Below are 22,874 nucleotides of genomic sequence, written 5' to 3' on the forward strand. Positions count from 1 at the left end.
CGATGAGAACATTACTAGGCATTTGCTTTTTGCTATTAAGCTTTTTAAGTTGTGATAACGTTAAAAAGGAAGAAAAGCAGAATGTAGAAAAGAACAAGGATAGTATGAACGCTTATGAACCAGAAGACTATGTAAAACTAACCCATCCAGAATGGAGTAAAAATGCGGCTATTTATCAGCTCAATACTAGGCAGTTTTCAGAAGAAGGCGCCTTTAAGGCCGCTCAAGAGCAGTTGCCCAGACTTAAAGACTTGGGTGTAGACATCATTTGGCTCATGCCTATACATGCCATTGGCGAAAAAAACAGAAAAGGGAGCTTAGGCAGTCCATATTCAGTTAAAGATTATTATAGCGTTAATCCCGAGTTTGGAAACCTTGAAGATTTAAGGAATTTTGTAAATGCAGCGCACGAGCAGGGTATGTACGTTATTTTAGACTGGGTAGCCAATCATACGGCTTGGGATAATGTTTTGGTAGAGGAACATCCAGATTGGTATGAGAAGGATTATAAAGGCGATTTTAGACCTACACCATGGTGGGACTGGTCAGATATCATTGATTTGGATTACAGTAAACCCGAAGTTAGAAAGTACATGACAGAGGCCTTAAAATATTGGGTAAAAGAGGTTGATATCGATGGCTATAGGTGTGATGTCGCGGGATTTGTTCCTATTGAATTTTGGAATAATGCGCGTAAGGAACTTGATGCCATAAAACCTGTTTTTATGCTTGCGGAATGGGAATCCAGGGATTTACATGCCAAAGCATTTGACATGACCTATGCTTGGAGCTGGAACGAAAAAATACATCAAATCTGTATGGGTAAAGCTGATGTTAATCAACTTTATATTTATTATTCCTGGAACGAAAGTGCCTATCCAGCTAACAGTATGCGTATGACCTTTGTAAGCAACCATGATAAAAATGCTTGGGAAGGTACCATGTACGAGCAGTTTGGTGAGGGTCTCGAGGCTGCTATAGCTTTATCAGTCGTTGGTGAGGGAATGCCCTTAATATACAATGGGCAGGAAGCTGGCAACACCAAACGTTTAGCATTTTTTGATAAAGATGCCATTCAATGGAAACAAGATGCTATTGGAAAGCTCTACAAAGATTTGTTTGCTCTCATGAAATCGAATACGGCCTTATGGCATACTAAATGGGGTAGCAGGATGATTAAAGTACCCAATAATGATGAGACTAACGTGTTTAGTTTCGTGAGATCCAATGAAAAGGATAAGGTTTTTGCGGTATTCAATTTTTCTGCTGATTCAAAAGAGGTAGTCTTTAAAGAGCATCTGCATTTTGGTAAATACAGACAATTTAGGGATGGTAACAATATGACATTTGACGAGGATTCTAGCATAAGTCTAAAGCCTTGGGACTATAAAATCTATATTAAGGAATAAACAGTGATAAAATGAAAAGAATAGCAGCAATAATCTTAATACTCATAGCATTGAACTGTAAGGAACAACCCCATAAACCTAAGGTTACTAATAGCGCCTCGGTTGAAAAGGCACCATTTGTATGGGAAGGTGCAAATATCTATTTCTTATTAACCGATCGTTTTAATAATGGCGATACATCCAATGACGTTAATTTTGACAGAACTAAAGAAACTGGAGTGCTTCGTGGGTTTGAAGGTGGTGATATCAAAGGTGTAACTCAAAAAGTAAAAGAAGGCTATTTTACAGAGTTGGGTATTAACGCCATTTGGATGACACCTATTGTAGAACAGATTCATGGTGCGACTAATGAAGGTACGGGAAACACCTATGGATTTCATGGGTACTGGACCAAAGACTGGACTAGCATTGACCCTAATTATGGAACAGCTGCAGATTTGCACGAGCTTGTTAAAGAAGCACATGCAAGGGGAATAAGAATTGTATTAGATGCTGTTATCAATCATACAGGTCCTGTAACTGAAAAAGACCCTGTTTGGCCAGAAGAATGGGTGCGTACCGACAAACAATGTAGTTATGATAATTACGAGAATACCGTAAGTTGTACACTCGTGGCTAATTTACCAGATATTCGAACAGAGTCTAATGCTCATGTGGATTTACCACCGCAATTGGTAGAAAAATGGAAGGCAGAAGGACGCTATGAGCAAGAAGTGGCAGAGCTCGATGCCTTCTTTGAGCGCACGGGTCATCCTCGTGCACCACGTTTTTATATCATGAAGTGGCTAACAGATTATATTACCGAATTTGGAATCGATGGCTATCGTTGCGATACCGTTAAGCATACCGAGCCTTTTGTTTGGAGTGAATTTAAAATAGAATGTGATTACGCTTTTGAGGAATTTAAAACTAACAATCCTGATAAGGTTTTGGATTATAACAAGTTTTATCTGGTCGGCGAGGTATACAATTATGGTATTTCTTCCGGAAAAGCTTTCGATTTTGGTGATAAGAAGGTCAACTATTTTGATAATATGTTTACCAGTCAAATCAATTTTGAATTTAAATGGAATGCTGCACAATTAAGTTATGAAGAGCTCTTTAACAAATATTATAATCACCTATCTAATGAATTAAAGGGATTTGGTATACTCAATTATATAAGTTCTCATGACGACGGTAGCCCTTATGACCCTTCAAGAGAAAAGGCCTATCAAGCAGCCAATATTCTATTATTATCACCGGGAGCATCACAAGTCTATTATGGAGATGAGTCAGCTAGAATCCTTAAAGTTGAGGGTGCAGAGGGAGATGCTAATTTACGTTCCTTTATGAATTGGGAAGCTATAGGCTCAAACACACCTCAACAAGAGGTTCTAAACCATTGGCAAAAATTAGGTCAGTTTAGAGCCAATCATCCTGCGGTTGGTGCAGGGATCCATCAGATGATTACGAAAGAACCCTACATGTTCTACAGAAGCTATCAAAAAGGGAATTTTAACGATTTAGTAGTTATAGGCTTAGACTTAAATAGGGGAAGTAAAACAATAGATGTATCTAAAGTTTTCGAAGATGGTGATCAGCTTCATGATGCTTATTCAGGACAACAAGCTACCGTCAAGAACGGAAAAGTAATAATCACTTCAGAGCACAATATTGTTTTAATTGAAAAGCTATAAAAGTATGAGTTTTAGATATATTCTACCGCTACTCGTCATTCTTTTAAATGCATGTTCAAAAGAAAATAAAAAGATTTTTGAGGTAACATCACCTAATTCAGAACTAGTGGTGAACTTTAATGTTAATGCAAAAGGACAACCGTTTTATACTGTAGCTTTCAACAATAAGAAGGTGGTGGACACCTCATATTTAGGATTTGAATTTACGAATGCCGAACAGCTTAAGGACAGTTTTAAAATTTTAAGAACAACAAAAAAGGAATTTAATGACACATGGCAAATGCCTTGGGGAGAACAACTTCAAGTTGCTAATCACTATAACGAATTTCGCGTTGAACTTGAAGAAACATCACCCTCACAACGTAAGCTTAATGTAGTGTTTAAAGTCTATGATGACGGATTAGGTTTTAGATATGAATTTCCCAAACAAGCGGGTTGGACAGAGGCCTTAATTAAAGAAGAACAAACCGAATTTAATCTTACAGAAGATTACAAAACCTTTTGGATTCCTGGCGATTGGGATATTTATGAACATCTATACAGTACTACCAAACTCTCTGAGATTGACGCTAAATCGTATATCCCCAAAACAAATTTGGCGCAGAGTTATATTCCAGAAAATTCTGTGAATACACCTGTCACTATGGTAGGCGAAAAGGGACTTCATCTCAGTTTTCATGAAGCGGCTTTAGTAGATTATTCGGGTATGACCCTTAAAGTAGATACGACTCATCTGAATTTAAAAAGTAGTTTGGTCGGTTCAGAAAATACGGACTATAAAGTAAAACGAACGCTACCGTTTCACACACCTTGGCGCACCATTCAAATTACGGATAACGCACCAGACTTAATAGCATCAAATCTTATTGTTAACCTTAATGAACCCAATAAACTGGGTGATGTATCATGGTTTGAGCCTATGAAATATACTGGTGTTTGGTGGGAAATGCACTTAGGAAAATCCACTTGGGATTACGGTATGGAAATGGTGGATGGCAAATGGACGGATACAGGTAAGGCACATGGTAAACATGGTGCAACGACTGAAAATGTAAAGCGGTTTATAGATTTTTCAGCAAGAAATAACATTAAAGGTGTTTTGGTGGAAGGATGGAATACTGGTTGGGAACGTTGGATTGGTTTTGAAGATCGCGAAGGGGTTTTTGATTTTGTAACCCCTTACCCAGATTACGATTTAGATGAAGTGACACAGTATGCCAAAGAAAAGGGAGTCCAAATCATTATGCATCATGAAACTTCTGCAGCAACCGAAACCTATACCAAGCAGCAAGATACCGCTTATGCTTTAATGCAAAAGTATGGTATGCATGCCGTAAAGTCTGGATATGTAGGTAAAATTTTGCCAAAGGGTGAATATCATCATGGCCAGTACATGGTGAATCATTATAATAATGCGGCTATAAAAGCTTCAAAATACGAGGTAGCTGTAAATGCTCACGAACCAATTAAACCTACAGGCCTAAGACGCACCTATCCTAATATTATATCTCGAGAAGGATTGCGAGGTCAAGAATTTAATGCTTGGTCCATTGATGGTGGTAATCCGCCAGAGCATTTGCCTATCGTGGCTTTTACTAGAATGCTGGCTGGACCAATAGATTTCACTCCAGGAATTTTCAATATAAAATTTGATGAGTATAAGACAGAAAATCAGGTTAATACCACATTGGCACAGCAGTTGGCGCTATACGTTGTCATTTACAGTCCAGTGCAGATGGTTGCCGATTTGGTAGAGCATTATGAGGCCAATCCAGAACCACTTCAATTTATCAAAGATGTTGGAGTCGACTGGGAAGCAACTAAAGTGCTAAATGGTGAAGTTGGGGATTATGTGACCATTGCTCGTAAAGAAAGAGAATCTGGCAATTGGTTTGTAGGTGGTATCACCGACGAACATTCAAGGGCTATTGAGTTGAGTTTCGATTTTCTAGACCATGATCAAAATTACGAAGCAATAATCTATAAAGATGGTGAGAAGGCACATTGGAATGATAATCCTCTGGATATAATCATTGAAAAAATGGAACTGACTAAAGACTCAGGCCTAAGTATTCGATTGGCAGAAGGTGGCGGCTTTGCTATTAGTCTTATAAAGATAGATTAAGCTATTGTTATACCATTGTTTTATCGTTTGATATGATCTGTAAGTTAGTCTAATCAGAAGCGACTACTGTAATTATTGTATCTTTGATTATAAAAAAAAATACGATTTGGACATTAACGATAACATTGATTCACCCTTTATTATTAAAGTAGGGTTTAATAAGTTGCTCAATCAATATCAAAAATTGGTTGAGGCTGATAATGATTTTATTGTTGCTAATGCACGTCGTGTTTTAGATATTGCCGACAAAAATCCCATTTTAAGAGAAGGTTTTAGTGATATAAAATTGCTAAAAACATATGAAAAAGAAATCGAAGGCTTACTACAAGATGCTTTCAGCCCAATCTTAACAAAAAATGAGATTAAAACGGCTTCTGTTCCTTTTCAAGATATTATTTTCAATTCATCAGAACGTTTTCGTTCTATTTTAAAAACGGCAGGTGAGGATTTCGAGTTGAAGATTAAGAATATGCCAGAAGACCAAAGGTATATCATCGCCTGTACCATCATCCTCAATTTTTGTTATGGCTATAATTTAAATTTTAAGCGTCCATTCTTTTATGAAATTCCTGATGGCAAAGGTATAATTCGTTATTACAAGATTTTGTATAATGCTGATTTCGTTGAAATTGTACCGAAGGACAATGCACCAAAAATTACCCAAGAGGATTATGAAGAGCTTTTAGATAATTTTGAAAATATAGACTTATGGCGTGAGAAGTTTCCACCAAGTAGCTATGAGTTTAAGGGTTTTGTGATTTCAAATATTTTTGATGTAACAGACGATCAGTCTATATCCAACATAAAATCATCTTTAATAGGCGAAGACAAACGCAAGAACCAAAGTTTTATGCAGGGGTTTTATGAAATTTTCAGATCCTTATTTGGTTTTAAAAATATTGAAGTTGGTTTTTCTATCTACAATGAAGAAGAGGGTGCTTTTGAGCGCGTTTACGGTGCTGGTATGAATAGTTTTCTATTAAATAAGAAAGAGCGGGTACCGTGTGAAAGTGCACTTTGCAAATGGTCTTATAAACGCTTGCTAAAGGAAAATTCGTATTTCTCCATTTCTGATGTAGATAAAGTTTATAAAAACACAAAGGGTAAAGTTCCTCACATAAAAGTATTACATGATCAAGGGTTTAAAAGTGCCATTTTTGCACCAATAGCAAATGAAGATGGTTTGATGGGAATTTTAGAAATCGTATCCAAAGAACCTTGGGCCTTAAATAGTATCAATGCTAATAAATTGGTAGATATTATGCCTTATATTGTTTCTGCAGTAGAACGTTCCAAGAATGAGGAAGCGAATTTAATCGAAGCTATCATTCAGAAAGAATGTACATCTATTCATCCTAGTGTACACTGGCGATTTGTTCAAGAAGCTAAGGACTATATCAAAACTGAGTATAATACAGGAGAGTCCCCAACCTTTAGGAAAATTGCTTTTGATAATGTATATCCATTATTTGGTCAAATCGATGTCAAAGGCTCTTCTAAAGCCAGAAATGAAGCGACTCAAAAGGATTTATCTCTTCAATTGAGTTTGGCAGAAAAAATTTTAAATAAAACACTTCAGAAAAAGGAGCTTCCAATTTTTGAACAGATAAAATTTCAGGTCAATGCCTATTGTAGTGATATTAATACTCATTTTAAAGTAGATAGTGAACATGAAATTACGGTTTTTTTGAAGGATGAGATTAAACCTGTTTTTGAGTTAATTGCTGAAACAGAACCTGAACTCAAAGAGGATATTGACGATTACTTTAGTAAAGTAGATGAGGATTTGGATGTAATCTACTTTTATAGAAAACACTACGATGATACGGTGAAGTTGATTAACACCAATATGTCATCACTACTAGATGAAAAGCAAATTGAGGCGCAAGAGATGTATCCGCATTTCTTTGAGCGATTTAAAACGGATGGTGTTGAGCATAACATGTACATCGGGGAATCGATCACTAAGCATGATAGTTTTAACATGATTTACCTCTATAACTTAAGGTTATGGCAATTACAGGTAATGTGTGAAATGGAAAACTCATACTATCAGAATCAACATGAATATCCTTTGGGTCTAGATGTGGCCTCTATGGTATTGGTGTTTAATCAACCATTATCCATTCGTTTCAGAATGGATGAGAAGCGTTTTGATGTAGACGGTACCTATAATGCACGTTATGAAGTGGTTAAAAAAAGGGTAGATAAAGCATTCATAAAAGGTACAAAAGAACGCGTAACTAAGAAGGGAAAGCTCACCATTGTTTACTCTCAGAAAGAAGGTGAAGAAGAGTATAAGCGTTACATTAGTTTTCTTCAATCTAAAAATGTCCTCGATGAGGATTTGGAGACCTTAGAGCTTGAAGATTTACAAGGTATAACAGGCTTAAAGGCCTTAAGGGTTAGTATTTTATATCATAACGAGAATGATGATAAAAATTTCTATACCTATAAGGATTTAATGGCGACGATTAAATCCTAAATCGAATTTCTTTAACTATTTCTGATTTTTTGTTGATAAAACCTGTTTCGATATTTGATTGAGGTAGGACGTCTTCAATTGTCACGTTAGGATTATTTTTTACCGCAATGGCAAAGGCCATTAAAGAGATAATAATTCCTATCATAAAAACAGTGTAGGTAATTCGTAATAGCCTGTATTTTCGTTCTAAAACTTTGCCCAAAAAGTAGAGGTCTTTAGTTAGTGCTTTGTAAATGTAGTCTTTGTCCTTTACCATTTCCATAATAGCCCATTCAAATTCTTTTAGCTCCATTTTATGGAAGTTTCCAAAAAAACTTAAGTTCACTTTTTGATTTTTTACATCTTCTTTGGTAAACTGACCACTGGTAACATTTGGTCGTGTTGCAATAATAGAAAGTACCATAGAAACCACACAGAAGAATAGGAATATGATGGTTGGCCATGTCAAATAGGGATTGGTATCCAATTTAGAAATTAGATTGGCCAATACAACCGAAATAATTATGGCATTTACCGATAATAATATATTGGCTTTGGTATCAGCAATATCACTTAACTTTATATGGTTTCTTAAAGCTGTTCTATAGAAGGTTTGCACACCTCGTTCGGGACTTTCATTTTTGTATTGTGCCTTATATTTAGCCTTTAATTTTTCTACATCGAGTTTCTTTTTACGCTTTTTCTTTTTACCCATCAACTTAGCCAAGTTCTTTTCTTTTCTTGTTTGCCAATTTTTTAGGGCATAGGCTGTATAATAACTATGATGTGTCAGTACTTTGATATTCTCTGAACGCCATTCGGCAGGCGAGTAGGTTTTAATTCCGCGTAATTCCAGTTCTTTTCTCAAGAATTCACTCGCTTCAAAAAAATATTTTTTACCAAAATGGGAGGCATCTGCATCTCTTATGATTTCTTGGAGTTTATTGTTAGGTTCACCATCAATTTTTGTTGCCAAGATACAGTCGGAAACCGTTTTGATAATTCTGTCACTAACGTTTCTTTCTTTTAAGAAAGCTTCCGCAAGTTTCACACTTTCGGCTTCATGATTTTCAGAGTCAACGGTATAACCGATATCGTGTAATAGTGCTGAAAGCTCTAGTATTGTCTCTTCTTCCTCAGATAGCTCAGTGTTTTCAATAAGCTCTCGGGTACTTTTTAATACACGTAGCGTATGGGTGAGGTTGTGATAGAGAAATGAACTAGGAAGTTCATCTTTTAAAAGATTAACAACATAGTCTTGTGTGTCTTCAATAAGAGACTTTGTCATAAGTGTCACTAATTAGTAATGAGGTCTAAATTACGAAAATTACAAGACTTAACAGATAATTAGCGCTTTTACAAATTACTAAATTGTATTTTTATGATTTACATATTGTGTTTAGCCTTTTTGTACTTACAAAACCCAACATAATGTTGTAGAAGAGTTTATCAATACTATGAAATTAAAGATTGAAGATACCTTTAATAAAGAGTTACCATCTGATACGAGTTTAGACAATACCAGACGTAAAGTCTTTAATGCTATGTATTCTTTTGTGAGCCCTAAAGTTCCTAAATCACCAAGTTTGATTCATGCGTCTATAGAACTAGCAAAAGACTTAGGTATTTCAGAAAAAGATGTAAACTCCCAAGAATTTTTAGATATATTTTCAGGTGCTAAAGTTTATCAAAATACAAAACCTTATGCCATGGCATATGCCGGACACCAGTTTGGTCATTGGGCAGGACAATTAGGAGATGGAAGAGCTATAAATTTGTTCGAAGTGGTTCACAATCATAACCGTTGGGCGCTCCAGCTCAAAGGTGCTGGTGAAACACCTTACTCCCGTCAAGGAGATGGTTTGGCGGTTTTAAGATCTTCTTTAAGAGAATACCTATGTAGCGAAGCTATGCATCATCTGGGAATTCCTACAACTAGAGCATTAAGTCTTATGTTTTCTGGTGATGATGTATTAAGGGATATGTTATATAATGGTAATGCAGCTTACGAAAAAGGGGCTATTGTTTGTAGAGTTTCACCTACTTTCATTCGTTTTGGTAATTTCGAATTGTTTGCGGCTAGAAATGATATTGATAACTTAAAAAAGCTAACGGACTATACCATAACCTATTTCTATCCAGAACTCGGTAAACCATCAAAGGAAACGTACATTAAGTTTTTTAAAGCGGTTACGGATAAAACATTAAGTATGATTATTGACTGGCAGCGTGTTGGTTTTGTACATGGAGTCATGAATACCGATAATATGTCCATACTTGGTCTTACCATAGACTATGGGCCATACGGTTGGTTAGAAGGTTTTGATTTTGGATGGACTCCAAACACCACGGATAGTGAACATAAAAGGTATCGCTATGGCAATCAGCCTAATATAGCACTGTGGAATTTGTTACAGCTAGCTAATGCATTGTATCCAATGGTTGAGGAATCTGAGCCTTTTGAATCTATTTTAAATCAGTACCAAAGCGATTTTGAAACACAACATTTAAATATGATGCGCTCAAAATTAGGCTTGGATTTAAAAGACGGAGATGATGCTAAGTTAATTGAAGCGTTAGAGGATTGCCTATTGTTATCAGAAACGGACATGACCATTTTTTTCCGTTTATTGTCTACTTACAAAATTGGGCGACCCAAGAATGGAATTAAAATGATTACAAAGGCATTTTATAAACCAAACCAGATTAAGGAAGACATTGAGGATAAATGGAACCAGTGGTTTAAAATCTATGACGAGAGATTACAGCTAGAAGAACTTTCAACAGAAACGCGTCAAACCAAAATGAATTCGGTGAATCCAAAATACGTTCTTAGAAATTATATGGCGCAACTGGCGATTGATGATGCAAATCAGGGCAATTATAATTTACTTAACGAACTGTTCGAATTATTAAAGAAGCCATATAATGAGCAACCAGAATATGAAAAATGGTTTTCTAAGCGACCCGAATGGGCGAGACATAAAGTTGGATGTTCAATGTTGTCATGTAGTTCATAACTAACGTTGAGGTTATTTTAGAGTGAAGTTACAAATACAAAACATGAAGTTTATTTTAAGAAGAATTACAATACTTATCTTATTTGTTCTAAGTCATGCCTGTGCTACATATAAAGCACAGTATGCAGATGAGAATTTTGTCAATCAAAATTTACCGGATAAACCTGTAGACCATGTCTTTTATTTGGTAGGCGATGCAGGCAAGTCACCCATGGATGGATATTCAGATGCATTATTGGCATTTAAAACCTATTTGGAGAGTCATGACGTTTCAAAAGATGACTACGCCATATATCTGGGTGATAATATTTATCCAGCAGGATTACCAACTAAGGACCATAAGAATAGGGATGATGCCGAGAATGCACTTCGTGCCCAAATCGGAGCAGTTAAGAATTTTAAAGGTAAAACGATTTTTATTCCAGGTAATCACGATTGGTATGCTGATGGTTTAAAAGGGGTAAAGCGTCAAGAAAAATTCATTGAAGACGCACTTGGTAAAAACACCTTTCAACCAGAAAATGGTTGCCCATTAGAGAGTATTGATGTTAGTGAAACAGTTCAACTTATTATCATAGATACACAATGGTATTTGGAAGATTGGAATGACAATCCAGGCATAAACGACGATTGTGAAATAAAAACAAGAGAACGATTTTTTTTAGAGGTTGAGGGCGAATTAAAAAAGGCACAAAACAAAACTATTGTATTTGCAATGCACCATCCAATGTACACCAACGGAGTTCATGGTGGTCAATTTGCAGCGTCAAAACATATTTTTCCTGGTCAGAAAAAAATACCCTTACCAGGTCTAGCAACGCTGGTGGCACAAATTAGAACCCAAGGCGGTGTATCCATTCAAGACCGATATAACGAACGTTATAATGAATTAATGAAACGATTGGAAACCCTTGCTGTCGATAGTAAGAAATTGGTATTCGTGTCTGGACATGAGCATACGTTACAATATATTGAAGAAGGTCGGATAAAACAAATTGTTTCGGGTTCTGGTGCCAAGGAGTCCTATGCAACTTTAGCGCATAATGGATTGTTTTCATACGGAAAACAAGGTTTTGCCAAACTTGTGATATACAAGGATGGTAGCGCTTGGGTTGAGTTTTTTAGTGCTGAAAATGGGAAGCCTAAAGTGATATATCAGAAGGAGATTATGCCGCCCAATAGACCTGATTATGATATTACTACTTTGCCAGATAGCTTTCCAAATAAGGTCGAAGTATCAATATATTCCAAAGCGGAAACTGATAAAACAGGTTTTTTTAAATCCATTTGGGGTGAAAACTACAGAGACGTTTACAGTACAAAAATAACAGCTAAAGTCGCTACATTAGATACACTTTATGGTGGATTAGAAATTGTGAGAAAGGGAGGTGGGCATCAAACGCGGTCCTTAAGGTTGAAGTTAAAAGATGGCCGAGAACTTAATATGCGAGCCCTACGAAAAAGTGCGACACAATATATCCAAACGGTTGTATTTAAGGACAACTTTGTGGAGAATGAATTTGATGAAACTATTGTAGAAGACTTGATATTGGATTTTTACACAGCAGCCCATCCTTATGCCTTTTTAGCAGTGCCGAAACTGTCTGATGCTGCACAAGTCCTTCATACCAACCCTAAACTATATTACATACCAAAGCATAAGCATTTAGGGAAATATAATGACGAGTATGGTAATGAACTATATATGATTGAGGAGCGTCCTGAAGATCATTATGCTGATGAGAGTAATTTCGGGTATGCGGACGATATAGAAAGCACACATGATATCATCGAAAAGATTAGAAAGGATGAAGAGTATAAAATAGACGAAGAGGCCTTTGTTAGAGCACGACTTTTTGATATGCTTATTGGTGATTGGGATCGACACCAAGACCAATGGCGTTGGGCTCAATTTGATCAACCTAATGGAGATAAATTATATAGGCCAATTCCAAGGGATAGAGACCAGGTATTTTCAAATTTTGATGGGACGCTACTGGATATTGGTCGCACAATTTCTAATGCAACCAATCAATTACAAGTGTACGATACAGAATTGAAGGACATTAGATGGATGAATAATGCAGGGCATAAGTTAGATAAGGCACTTATTAAACAATCTGATAAAGGAACCTGGCTTGCACAAGCAAAATTTCTTCAAGTACAAATAACAGACGATATTATAGAAACGGCCTTTTCAGATTTGCCAGAAGCCATTCAAGATGAAACCATAGAAGATATTAAGGCCAAACTTAAAGGAAGGCGTGATAATTTGCTTGATATTGCTTCTCGTTATTCCGATTATTTAGATGAATTAGTCATACTTACTGCAACAGATAAAGACGATTTTATTACCATTACAAGATTAGCAGATAAAGAAACGCGAGTTCAAATTTGGCGAAATAAAGGTGGTGAAAAGGCGAATGTCATTGTAGATAGAACTTATCATAGAGATACCACCAAAGAGATTTGGGTATATGGCTTAGATGATACCGATATTTTTGAGGTTAATGGAAAAGGCAATAATTTAATTTACACCAGACTTATTGGTGGTCAGGGGAATGACACCTACATTATAAATAATGGAAGGCGTATTAAGGTCTACGACCATAAGTCCAAAAAAAACACGGTCGAGCTTAACAAAGGTGGTCAGTTAAAGTTTACAGATGATTATAAATCTAACCTTTATGATTTTCAAAAATTTATATCACACACAAGTATCCTTACACCAAATATTGGTTTCAATCCTGATGATGGTTTTAAGGTTGGTTTAAGTCTAACAAAAACAACTAAAGGTTTTGAACGCAATCCGTTTTCGCAACAGCACAAATTTAGATTAGGATACTACTTTGCCACAGAGGGCTTTGATTTGAGATATCAAGGGCAATTTGCTAATGTATTTAGTGATTGGAATTTGAAAATGGGAGGCGTTTTTACTAGTGCAAATTTTACAAATAATTTCTTTGGAATAGGTAACGAAACAGAAAACGATGATGACGAGTTAGGTTTGGATTACAACAGAGTAAAAACAAGTATTGTTGGTGTTGATGTAGGTATAGTGAAAAACTCAGGTTATGGCAGTGAATATGGATTTAAAGCTATTTTTGAGGGGGTAGAATTGGATAACACCAGTAATAGGTTTATTAGTGATTTCACTCCATCAACAGATGAAGAGTTTTTTGAAAGACGTTTATTTACTGCTTTAGAAGCCGAATATAATTACCACAGTGCTGATGATGAAATTGCTACGTCAAGAGGAATGGACTTTAATATTATTTTAGGATCTAAAACAGAGATTGAAGAGTTCAACTCCATTTTTGGTTATTTAAATGCACATTTGGGATTTTATAATGCTTTAACTGTTAATAGAAAGCTCGTCTTAAAAACTGATGTTAGAACCCAGTTGCGTTTTGGTGATGACTTTTTGTTTTTTCAAGGAGCCAATATTGGAGATGGCACAGGTCTGAGAGGTTACAGAAGAGAACGTTTTACGGGTAAAAATGCTTTCGTTACGAATGCCGATATAAGATATAGTTTTAACACCTTCAAAACAGGGTGGTTTCCAATGCAAATTGGTGTTTTTTCAGGTGTAGATGTGGGTAGGGTTTGGGTAAAAAATGACACTTCAGAGAAATGGCATAATTCCTATGGTGGTGGTTTTTGGGTTGCGGCTGCAGAATCTGTCGCAGGAACATTTAATTTTTTTACTGGTGAAGATGGATTGCGTTTTTCGTTCGGCTTTGGACTAAATTTTTAGTCGATCTTAAAACTATATATATTTCCACCCTCACCCCCATCACGTTCATCAGTGATTAAAACCGAATGGTGGTTTTTAAAGCAAATGCCTTCTTTTTGCGAGTTATGGTCAAATTTTAATTCCTCTATGTCACCAGAGAAGAAATTATCCTCATCAAAATTAGAAAGTTTCCAGAGTTTATCGTGATTTAACAAGACTATGGTTTTACCATCTTCACTAATATCTGCAGATGTAATTTTATTGTCTTTCCCCTCTAAATTAAAATCGTAAATTATCGTTGCTTCATGTTTACCAACACTATTAGGTACCTTAAGAACAATGAATTTTTTAGTTTCCTTGCTAAAAATGTAAAATGTGTTTTGAAATAGGAAAAAGGCCTCAAAATCTTTAGAGTCTTGTTTCTTAGGTAATGTGAATTCAATGATATCGACTTGTACGGCCTTATTTTTTAGATCCTCTTTTTTAATTTTTAAAATTCTAAAATGCTTTCGCTTTTCGTTGTTATTTCCAAAATCACCGATGTATATATTGCCTTTAGAATCGCTGGTAAGATCCTCCCAATCAATATTACTAGCATTGGTAATGGCGATTTGTTTTACTATTTTGCCGTGAGAATCTAAACCATATAAATTATTGTCGTTGCCTGCGTCTTCTATTGTCCAGATAAGAGGAGATTGTGAAATAGTTTCAGCAGCAGACGCTTCTTCAAGAGCGTTGTTTATGCTCCCCTCAATTTTTAACTGACCAGAAGACTGACAAGAAACTGCAATAAGGGTAATAAGTATTAACCTTTTATAGTGTATCATTGTATTTAGTTTCAGACCTTAAGAATAATTAATGGGATTAGGATTAGCAAGGAATTAGTCATAAAATCTTCTTAAACCAGAATTTTGCAGATACAAAGAGACATCGTAATTATTGGAGGAGGAGCCGCTGGTTTTTTTGCTGCAATAAATATTGCAGAGCAGCATCCTGAATTGTCCGTCGTGATCTTAGAACGTGGTAAGGAAGGTTTGCAAAAGGTAAAGATTTCTGGAGGAGGACGTTGTAATGTGACGCATGCAGAATTTATACCATCAGAGTTGGTGCAAAATTATCCTAGAGGTGAAAAGGAACTATTAGGGCCATTTCATAGATTTATGACAGGCGACACCATAGCTTGGTTTGAAGACCGCGGAGTAGAATTAAAGGTTGAAGAAGATGGTAGAATGTTTCCTGTTTCTGATTCGTCTCAAACTATTATTGACTGTTTTTTAAATGAGGTCAGAAAACTCAATGTTGAGGTTTTGTATAATCATTCCGTAAAATCTATAAAATCCCATGAAGGTGGATTTATTATTAGCACCTCACAAGTTGAGGTAGAGGCAAATAAAATAGTTGTCGCTACAGGAAGTAATCCAAAAATTTGGAAGCTTTTAGAAGGTTTAGGACACACCATTGTACCTCCTGTACCTTCGTTATTCACCTTTGATATAAAAGATGAACGCATAAATGACATTCCCGGTGTCGTAGCAAAAAATGTTGAGGTCAAAGTTGTTGGAACAGATTTGGTTTCCGAGGGGCCATTACTCATTACACATGTTGGTTTAAGTGCTCCTGCTATATTAAAGTTATCTGCATTTGGTGCGTTAGGGCTAGCCAAACTGAATTATAATTTTGATATTGAAATTAACTTCATAAAGCAAGATTTTGAAACTAGTTTAAACGATTTGAAGGAGATGAAGCAGGCATTGGCTAAAAAGCTAGTTTACGGTAGCGCACAATTCGATTTGCCAAAACGCCTTTGGAAAAAACTAGTAGTAGCCTCTCATATTTCTGAAAATGATCGCTGGGCAGATATAAACAAAGGACAACTTCAAGAACTAGCGATCCAATTAACTAAAACAATTTTTAAGGTTACGGGGAAAAGTACGTTCAAAGAAGAGTTTGTAACAGCAGGTGGTGTTGACTTAAAAGAAATCAATTTTAAAACCTTTGAGAGCAAGTTAATTCCCAACTTGTATTTTGCTGGCGAGGTTATCAATGTGGATGCGGTAACTGGAGGTTTTAACTTTCAGAATGCATGGACAGGAGCTTACATTGTGTCCCAATCTATTGCAAGAAATAAAGATTCTAACAGATAAACCTTCGGATTATTTCTAATGAAGATTAGCGTATATTTGCACTCTTATAAAAAGACTTATTGTGGTAGAGCAAGATTTTATTCTGACGTCATATAATAACGCTATAGATTCAGGGAAAGTAAAATGGTCTTCTCCAAGTAACATTGCATTGGTGAAGTATTGGGGCAAACGAGAACATCAGATTCCAGAGAATCCGTCTATTAGTTTTACCCTGTCAAACTGTAAAACCGTCACGGAAGTAACCTTTACTAAGAAAGAATCCGATAGTTATAGTTTTGAGGTATATTTTGAAGGTGAAAAAAACGAAGCTTTTAAACCTAAGATCCAAACGTTTTTTGAGCGTATTGAGGTCTACGTGCCATTTATAAAAGACTATCATTTTAAGATTGAAACTTCCAATACCTTTCCTCATAGTTCTGGTATTGCCTCTTCAGCTTCAGGAATGAGTGCTATTGCCCTATGCTTAATGAGTGTGGAAGAAAAATTGACGGAAATCATGATGTCAAAGGATTACTTTAACAAAAAGGCATCTTTTTTAGCGCGTTTAGGTTCTGGTAGTGCATGTCGAAGTATAGAAGGAGAACTAGTGGTTTGGGGACAGAATAAAAGTACGGAAAGCTCGGATTTGTATGGGATTAAGTTTGATGGTGAGGTACACCCTAATTTCAAAAATTATCAGGACACAATTTTACTGGTAGATAAAGGCGAAAAACAGGTAAGCAGTACGGTTGGGCATCAGTTAATGTATGGCCATCCATTTGCGCACCAACGGTTTGAGCAAGCCCATGAAAATTTGGCAAACCTAAAGGCTATTTTAGCCTCTGGAGACCAAAAGGCATTCATAAATATAATAGAAAGCGAAGCCTTAACGCTTCATGCCATGATGATGACCAGTATGCCCTATTTTATTTTAATGAAGCCTAATACGCTTCAAATTATCAATAAGATTTGGAACTATAGAAACGAGAATGATTCTAATATCTGTTTTACTTTAGATGCAGGTGCTAATGTACATGTGTTGTATCCTGAGATTGAAAAGGAAAGTGTTTTAGAGTTCATAAAAAATGATTTAGCGGCCTATTGCCAAAATGGTCATTTTATTACCGATCATGCAGGTAATGGTGCAGAATTAATCAAAAAATAACATGGCTTAAAGCTTGATTGCAAACTATATAGCAGATTTATACGTATATTTGTTTAAAGAAATTGTTTAGCATAGTATGAAAGGACCCCTTTTCTATTCAAAAATTTTACTCTTTGGTGAGTACGGAATCATCAAAGATTCTAAGGGTTTGTCGATTCCTTATAATTTTTATAACGGAGCTTTAAAGGTGGATGAGAATCCAACTGATGAAGCATTAAAGTCAAACCAAAGTTTAAGTCGTTTTGCATCTTATTTAGAGAATTTAGATAAGGATTTAGTGTCGTTTGATATAGATACCCTAAAGGCAGACATAGAAGCCGGTATGTATTTTGATTCGTCAATACCACAAGGCTATGGAGTAGGAAGTAGTGGTGCGCTAGTTGCAGCAATTTACGACAAATATGCCACCGATAAAATCACGGTATTAGAAAACTTAACTCGTGAAAAGCTATTAAAACTAAAGGCAATTTTTTCTGAAATGGAGTCTTTCTTTCATGGAAAATCTTCAGGTCTTGACCCTTTAAATAGCTATTTGAGCCTTCCAATATTGATAAATTCCAAAGATAATATCGAGGCTACTGGCATTCCGTCTCAAAGTACTGATGGTAAAGGTGCAGTATTTTTATTGGATAGTGGTATTGTGGGTGAAACAGCACCTATGGTAAGTATATTTATGGAGAACATGAAGAATGAAGGCTTCCGTAGTATGCTGAAAGAACAATTTATAAAGCACACTGATGCCTGTGTAGACGATTTTTTAAAAGGTGATATCAAATCTTTATTCAGAAATACAAAACAACTTTCCAAGATTGTATTAAATAACTTCAAACCAATGATACCACAAGAATTCCATGAGTTGTGGAAAAAAGGTATCGAGACTAACGATTACTACCTTAAACTTTGTGGATCTGGAGGTGGAGGTTATATTTTAGGGTTTACAGAAGACATCGAAAAGGCCAAGGAAGCTCTTAAAGGTCAGAAGTTGGAAGTGGTTTACAATTTTTAAGCTTAAAAACATTACATTTAAGCCTCGCAAATTTTCGTGATTTGTGAGGTTTTTTTAATTCTAATCCATGCTAACAAGACGACAGAAACATATTCTTTTAAAGTTTTTTAGCTTGTTTTCGGTAGTTCGAGGCTACAATATTTTAGTTGTAGTTATAGCACAATATTTAGCATCTGTTTACATTTTTGCTCACAACAAACCTGTAAAGGCCGTATTATTTGATATTAATTTATTAATGCTGGTGTTAGCATCATCAGCAACCATTGCTGCAGGATATATCATTAACAATTTTTACGATTCTGAGAAGGACTTAATCAATAGGCCTAGAAAAACCATGTTAGATCGTTTAGTTAGCCAAAACACCAAACTATCATTTTATTTTGTTTTAAACTTTCTTGCTGTGGTCTGTGCGAGTTATGTGTCTTTTAGGGCAGTCGTATTTTTTGCACTCTACATTTTTGCAATATGGTTGTATTCGCACCGATTAAAAAAGCGACCAATGACGGGTAATTTAGTATCCGCTATACTTACCGTAACTCCATTTTTTGCAATATTTATCTATTACCAAAATTTTGAGTTGGTCATATTCGCACATGCTATATTCTTGTTTTTGTTAGTATCGATGCGTGAGTTAACTAAGGATTTAGAAAATATCAAAGGTGATTTCGCATTAGGTTATAAGACAGTACCGGTTGTTTATGGAGAAGAAACCTCAAAACGCATGTTAAGTGTCTTAGCTATTTCAACTATAATTTCTGGAATCGTACTTATTCTTTTTTTTAAGATTGGCTATATGTATTATTTCTTCTATGTGAGTATAGCCTTATTAGTACTATTTATATTAATTCTTTGGAGATCAAATAAAAAATTGCACTATTTACTTCTTCACAATATTTTAAAGTTTATTATTGTGGCAGGAGTCGTCTCAATTTTACTTATTGACGTATCCGTAGTTTTAAATCGTTTATAATCCTTTAATTACATCTAAAAACAACTTTACAAATAAAACAGCAGATATTAACTATTGTTATACCTTTGTACCAAAATTCATCCACGTTTATAGGGACGAAATAAAAAATAATATGAGCAGACATCAAGATAGCAAAGGAAGAGGAAAAACTTCAGGAAGAGGCCAGGCTAACCGCAAATCAAAGAGTTTTGCGAGAGGTAATGCTCCTTTTAAAAAGAAAGCGCAATCAAAATCAAAATCATCGACTAATACAGATGAAATTCGATTGAATAAATACATAGCCAATTCTGGTATTTGTTCGCGTAGAGAAGCGGACGAAAACATCGCGATTGGGTTAGTTACTGTTAACGGAAAGGTGGTTACCGAAATGGGCTATAAAGTAAAACGTTCTGATGATGTGCGTTTCGATGGTCGTCGTATTGCGCCAGAACCTAATGTTTATGTGTTGCTTAACAAGCCTAAAGGCTTTGCGACGACAACTGCCCAAAGTAAAGGACCAACAGTAATGGATTTGGTCGCCAATGCTACAAATGCCAATATTAAACCCATAGGGCGTTTAGGTAGAAATTCCTTAGGACTTTTATTGTTTACCAACGATGATAAAATTGTACAAAAGTTTACTAATTCCAAGAAAGGAGTGGCACGTCTTTTCCAAGTAGAACTAGATAAAAATCTAAAGTTCGAAGATTTAAAAAAGATACAAGAAGGGTTTAATGTAAATGGTAAATTAATTACAGTTGAAGAGATCAGCTATATTGATGGTGAGCCTAAGAATATTATAGGCATCAAAATAAAAAATACAGGAAATTCGATTTTAAGAACCATTTTTGAAACTCTAAAATACGATTTGGTAAAAGTTGATTGTGTGGCAATTGCTCACTTAACTAAAAAGGATATTCCGCGTGGACACTGGAAGCATCTCACAGAACAAGAGGTTAATATTCTAAAGATGCTTTAATTGTTACTTTTTAACTTCAACCGTATACGTGGAAATTAAATCGTCATTTAGATAAAAATGCACATCGTAAAACCCAGTTTGATTAAACTGGTGCTCAAAATCTAAGAATTTGTCATTAATGCTAATTGAAGTAGGTTGGTCTTTCCATGTACCAAAACCATTATCAAAACCTAATGTTACACTAGTAGTTGAGACTGTGTTTTTTAAATGATACTTAAATGCTATTTTTTGAAACGGTTTTATGGTATGGTGCATCATTAGAGGCGTCTTATGTAAATTTAGGTGTTTATAGGCATTACCATAAAGAACCGGTGATCTCAAAAACTCTTCAAAAGAAGGTGCTTGGTTATCATCTAATAGCCACCAACGCTTTTCTACCGGAAAATGATTTATGGCAAATAGTTTGGGGTTCGCTAGAAAGAACCCATCATTATAGTTGAAACTAAATTTGTTAGTTGTAGGATTGGGTATGCCACTAGCCCATGTAGGATCGCAAAGATACCATTTACCAGAGAGTTTTACTGCATTCCAAGAATGATTGGGCAAATCTAGGGTTTCAATATCTGTGGTGCTCACGCGTCCAAATCCTTGTACGATTTCACATTCGATGTTTGCAAAATTGGCTAGTGTTTTAACCAAATACGCATAGCCTGTGCAAATGGTACGCTTTTTATTAAGAAGCCGCTTAAATAGTTTTGTTCTAAATTTTGTATTCCATGCAGCGAGCTTTATGCTATCATCTTTAAGACGTTGTCTTTTACGATTGTTTTTAAGGTAAAGAGTATAATCATTAGAGATATTAGCACAAACCCACCTGTAAATAGCTCTAAATCGTTCTACATCAGTATGAAGCTCGTGAGTAAGCTTGTATGAAAGTTCTGGTAGATTGGTAAGACTCTCCCCTTTTAAGGCTAATGCAATACTATCTGCTTTTTTAAAATTAAACGTTTTAAAATCCCTAATTTGAGCATTAAGGAAAGTAAAACTCAAACTTAACAGAAGTAAAAGTGTTGTTTTTTTCAACGCTTAGAATTAATTCTTTTTACGTTTAGACTTGTAAGGTTTATTCGTGTCTACAGCACCAATCATTTCTACCATATCTGGTGTGAGCTCTAGGGTAATAAAACTGGTATTGTCCGTAATCGCAATCTTTTGGGTCTCATAACCAAGGTAGCTAAATATCAATACGTCACCTGTTTTTAATTTCTTTGGAAAAGTAAATTCACCATCATTGTTGGTAACTGCACCTATTCTGGTACCTTCTAATGTAATATTGGCGCCAGGCAACGGACCATCTTCATTAGTAACTAAACCTTTTATAGTACGTTCTTGTGTAGCCTCTTTGGTTTGTCCGTAAGTGGTATTAAACGTAAATAAGATCATCATTAAAGCTATTGCCAAACCAAAAGTTTTAAATATGTTTCTAGGTGTTAATGCATGTGTTTTCATAATATCTAAGTTTTGTTTACCACTAAACTATGGCGTTTGGTTAAAGATATAAAATAGGTTTGAGTTATTAATACCTTTGCTTGAGTAAAGTGCTAGCTTCAGTAAGTTAAATATTCATGATAATACGTACACCTAAAAAAATAGTTGATTTAGAATTGAGCATTGGCAACAGCAAGCCTTAGTCAATAATTTTTTGGCGGTTTTACTCTAACTTTCTGGTATTGGCAACCTCTCTATGCAGTTTCCATTGGCCATCACTTTTATCTTTTTTAAGTATCGCCAAAAAAGTAGCGGTTAGTTCAATGGGATCTCCTTCGGCATTTGTGTAATAAGTAGAACTTGTACCAAAATCATAGGCTACGCTATCACTCACGATGACAGTCTCTCTTGGTCGCATAACCAAGCTGTCGTAATGAAATTTGCCTGTTGGATTTTCTCGTAGGCTCTTAAAGGGTTCCCAATTGCCACAATCTGGCGTAAGCGATTTTACGTCTTTAATAGCGTAATTCTTTAAATCACCAAATCTGTTTTCTTTAATTGCAAGCTGGAAAGCGGTTCGGGTTTTTTCAATGGACGCTAATTCGGCTTGTATATCAATACTTCTTTCTTCAGAATGTTTGGTCTCTATCGGATTATGTTTTTCAACACACGACATCAAAAATAAGATCAGAATTAAAAGTGAGAAATTTTTCATTTTATTATGGATTAATGGTTATAGCTATGATTAAGTGCAACATTCTCGAGATGGTTTTGTTTAGGTAATGGACATC

Annotated in this window: 16 protein-coding genes; 11 read left to right on the forward strand and 5 right to left on the reverse strand. The window is 35.6% G+C overall.

Annotated elements, in window-relative coordinates; all coding sequences use genetic code 11:
* Positions 1 to 2: 2 nt before the first annotated feature.
* The 4 genes from ACFQ1K_RS00870 (at position 3) to ACFQ1K_RS00885 (ending at position 7,698) form a co-directional block, all read left to right on the forward strand.
* Positions 3 to 1,409, forward strand: a complete 1,407-nt coding sequence (locus ACFQ1K_RS00870; protein ID WP_320555718.1) for an alpha-amylase family glycosyl hydrolase — start codon at positions 3 to 5, stop codon at positions 1,407 to 1,409.
* 11 nt (positions 1,410 to 1,420) lie between these two features.
* Positions 1,421 to 3,088 (forward strand): alpha-amylase family glycosyl hydrolase, encoded by a 1,668-nt coding sequence (locus ACFQ1K_RS00875; RefSeq protein ID WP_320555717.1) that lies wholly within the window; start codon positions 1,421 to 1,423, stop codon positions 3,086 to 3,088.
* A gap of 4 nt (positions 3,089 to 3,092) precedes the next feature.
* On the forward strand, positions 3,093 to 5,213 hold the full coding sequence (locus ACFQ1K_RS00880) for a glycoside hydrolase family 97 protein (protein ID WP_320555716.1): 2,121 nt from the start codon (positions 3,093 to 3,095) through the stop codon (positions 5,211 to 5,213).
* A gap of 106 nt (positions 5,214 to 5,319) precedes the next feature.
* The gene (locus ACFQ1K_RS00885) at positions 5,320 to 7,698 is read left to right on the forward strand and encodes a GAF domain-containing protein (RefSeq protein WP_320555715.1); all 2,379 of its coding nucleotides are present in this window, start codon (positions 5,320 to 5,322) and stop codon (positions 7,696 to 7,698) included.
* On the opposite strand, the gene ACFQ1K_RS00890 is transcribed toward ACFQ1K_RS00885, so the two are convergent.
* Complete coding sequence (locus ACFQ1K_RS00890) at positions 7,688 to 8,965, reverse strand: Pycsar system effector family protein (protein WP_320555714.1); 1,278 nt, start codon at positions 8,963 to 8,965, stop codon at positions 7,688 to 7,690. The two genes, ACFQ1K_RS00885 and ACFQ1K_RS00890, sit on opposite strands and share 11 nt — an antisense overlap.
* 169 nt (positions 8,966 to 9,134) lie before the next feature.
* Between ACFQ1K_RS00890 and ACFQ1K_RS00895 the strand changes: the two genes are divergently transcribed.
* Positions 9,135 to 10,697 carry a protein adenylyltransferase SelO gene (locus ACFQ1K_RS00895; RefSeq protein ID WP_320555713.1) on the forward strand — a complete coding sequence of 521 codons (1,563 nt, stop codon included), beginning with the start codon at positions 9,135 to 9,137 and terminating at the stop codon, positions 10,695 to 10,697.
* 43 nt (positions 10,698 to 10,740) lie between these two features.
* The gene (locus ACFQ1K_RS00900; RefSeq protein ID WP_320555712.1) at positions 10,741 to 14,454 is read left to right on the forward strand and encodes a metallophosphoesterase; all 3,714 of its coding nucleotides are present in this window, start codon (positions 10,741 to 10,743) and stop codon (positions 14,452 to 14,454) included.
* On the opposite strand, the gene ACFQ1K_RS00905 is transcribed toward ACFQ1K_RS00900, so the two are convergent.
* Positions 14,451 to 15,260 carry a hypothetical protein gene (locus tag ACFQ1K_RS00905; RefSeq protein ID WP_320555711.1) on the reverse strand — a complete coding sequence of 270 codons (810 nt, stop codon included), beginning with the start codon at positions 15,258 to 15,260 and terminating at the stop codon, positions 14,451 to 14,453. The genes ACFQ1K_RS00900 and ACFQ1K_RS00905 overlap by 4 nt on opposite strands.
* 90 nt (positions 15,261 to 15,350) lie before the next feature.
* On the opposite strand from ACFQ1K_RS00905, the gene ACFQ1K_RS00910 reads away from it, so the two are divergent.
* From ACFQ1K_RS00910 to ACFQ1K_RS00930, 5 genes are all read left to right on the forward strand, one after another.
* Positions 15,351 to 16,577, forward strand: a complete 1,227-nt coding sequence (locus ACFQ1K_RS00910) for a BaiN/RdsA family NAD(P)/FAD-dependent oxidoreductase (RefSeq protein ID WP_320555776.1) — start codon at positions 15,351 to 15,353, stop codon at positions 16,575 to 16,577.
* A 61-nt stretch (positions 16,578 to 16,638) separates the two neighbouring features.
* Positions 16,639 to 17,721, forward strand: coding sequence for a diphosphomevalonate/mevalonate 3,5-bisphosphate decarboxylase family protein (locus tag ACFQ1K_RS00915; RefSeq protein ID WP_320555710.1), 1,083 nt, complete (start codon positions 16,639 to 16,641; stop codon positions 17,719 to 17,721).
* 76 nt (positions 17,722 to 17,797) lie between these two features.
* Positions 17,798 to 18,727, forward strand: coding sequence for a mevalonate kinase family protein (locus tag ACFQ1K_RS00920; RefSeq protein ID WP_320555709.1), 930 nt, complete (start codon positions 17,798 to 17,800; stop codon positions 18,725 to 18,727).
* Between the two features lie 67 nt (positions 18,728 to 18,794).
* Entirely contained in the window at positions 18,795 to 19,697 is a 903-nt protein-coding gene (locus ACFQ1K_RS00925; protein WP_320555708.1) for a geranylgeranylglycerol-phosphate geranylgeranyltransferase, read from the forward strand.
* Positions 19,698 to 19,809: 112 nt separating this feature from the next.
* A complete protein-coding gene (locus tag ACFQ1K_RS00930; protein WP_320555707.1) occupies positions 19,810 to 20,655 on the forward strand; it encodes a pseudouridine synthase in 846 nt (281 codons plus the stop codon).
* A gap of 3 nt (positions 20,656 to 20,658) precedes the next feature.
* Here ACFQ1K_RS00930 and ACFQ1K_RS00935 read toward each other — a convergent pair whose 3' ends face one another.
* The 3 genes from ACFQ1K_RS00935 to ACFQ1K_RS00945 form a co-directional block, all read right to left on the reverse strand.
* Entirely contained in the window at positions 20,659 to 21,678 is a 1,020-nt protein-coding gene (locus ACFQ1K_RS00935; RefSeq protein ID WP_386133560.1) for a transglutaminase domain-containing protein, read from the reverse strand.
* 9 nt (positions 21,679 to 21,687) lie between these two features.
* On the reverse strand, positions 21,688 to 22,104 hold the full coding sequence (locus ACFQ1K_RS00940; RefSeq protein WP_320555705.1) for a carboxypeptidase-like regulatory domain-containing protein: 417 nt from the start codon (positions 22,102 to 22,104) through the stop codon (positions 21,688 to 21,690).
* Between the two features lie 202 nt (positions 22,105 to 22,306).
* On the reverse strand, positions 22,307 to 22,798 hold the full coding sequence (locus tag ACFQ1K_RS00945) for a hypothetical protein (RefSeq protein WP_320555704.1): 492 nt from the start codon (positions 22,796 to 22,798) through the stop codon (positions 22,307 to 22,309).
* Positions 22,799 to 22,874 lie beyond the last annotated feature (76 nt).

Source organism: Winogradskyella aquimaris, assembly GCF_042676105.1.
Lineage (GTDB): Bacteria > Bacteroidota > Bacteroidia > Flavobacteriales > Flavobacteriaceae > Winogradskyella > Winogradskyella aquimaris.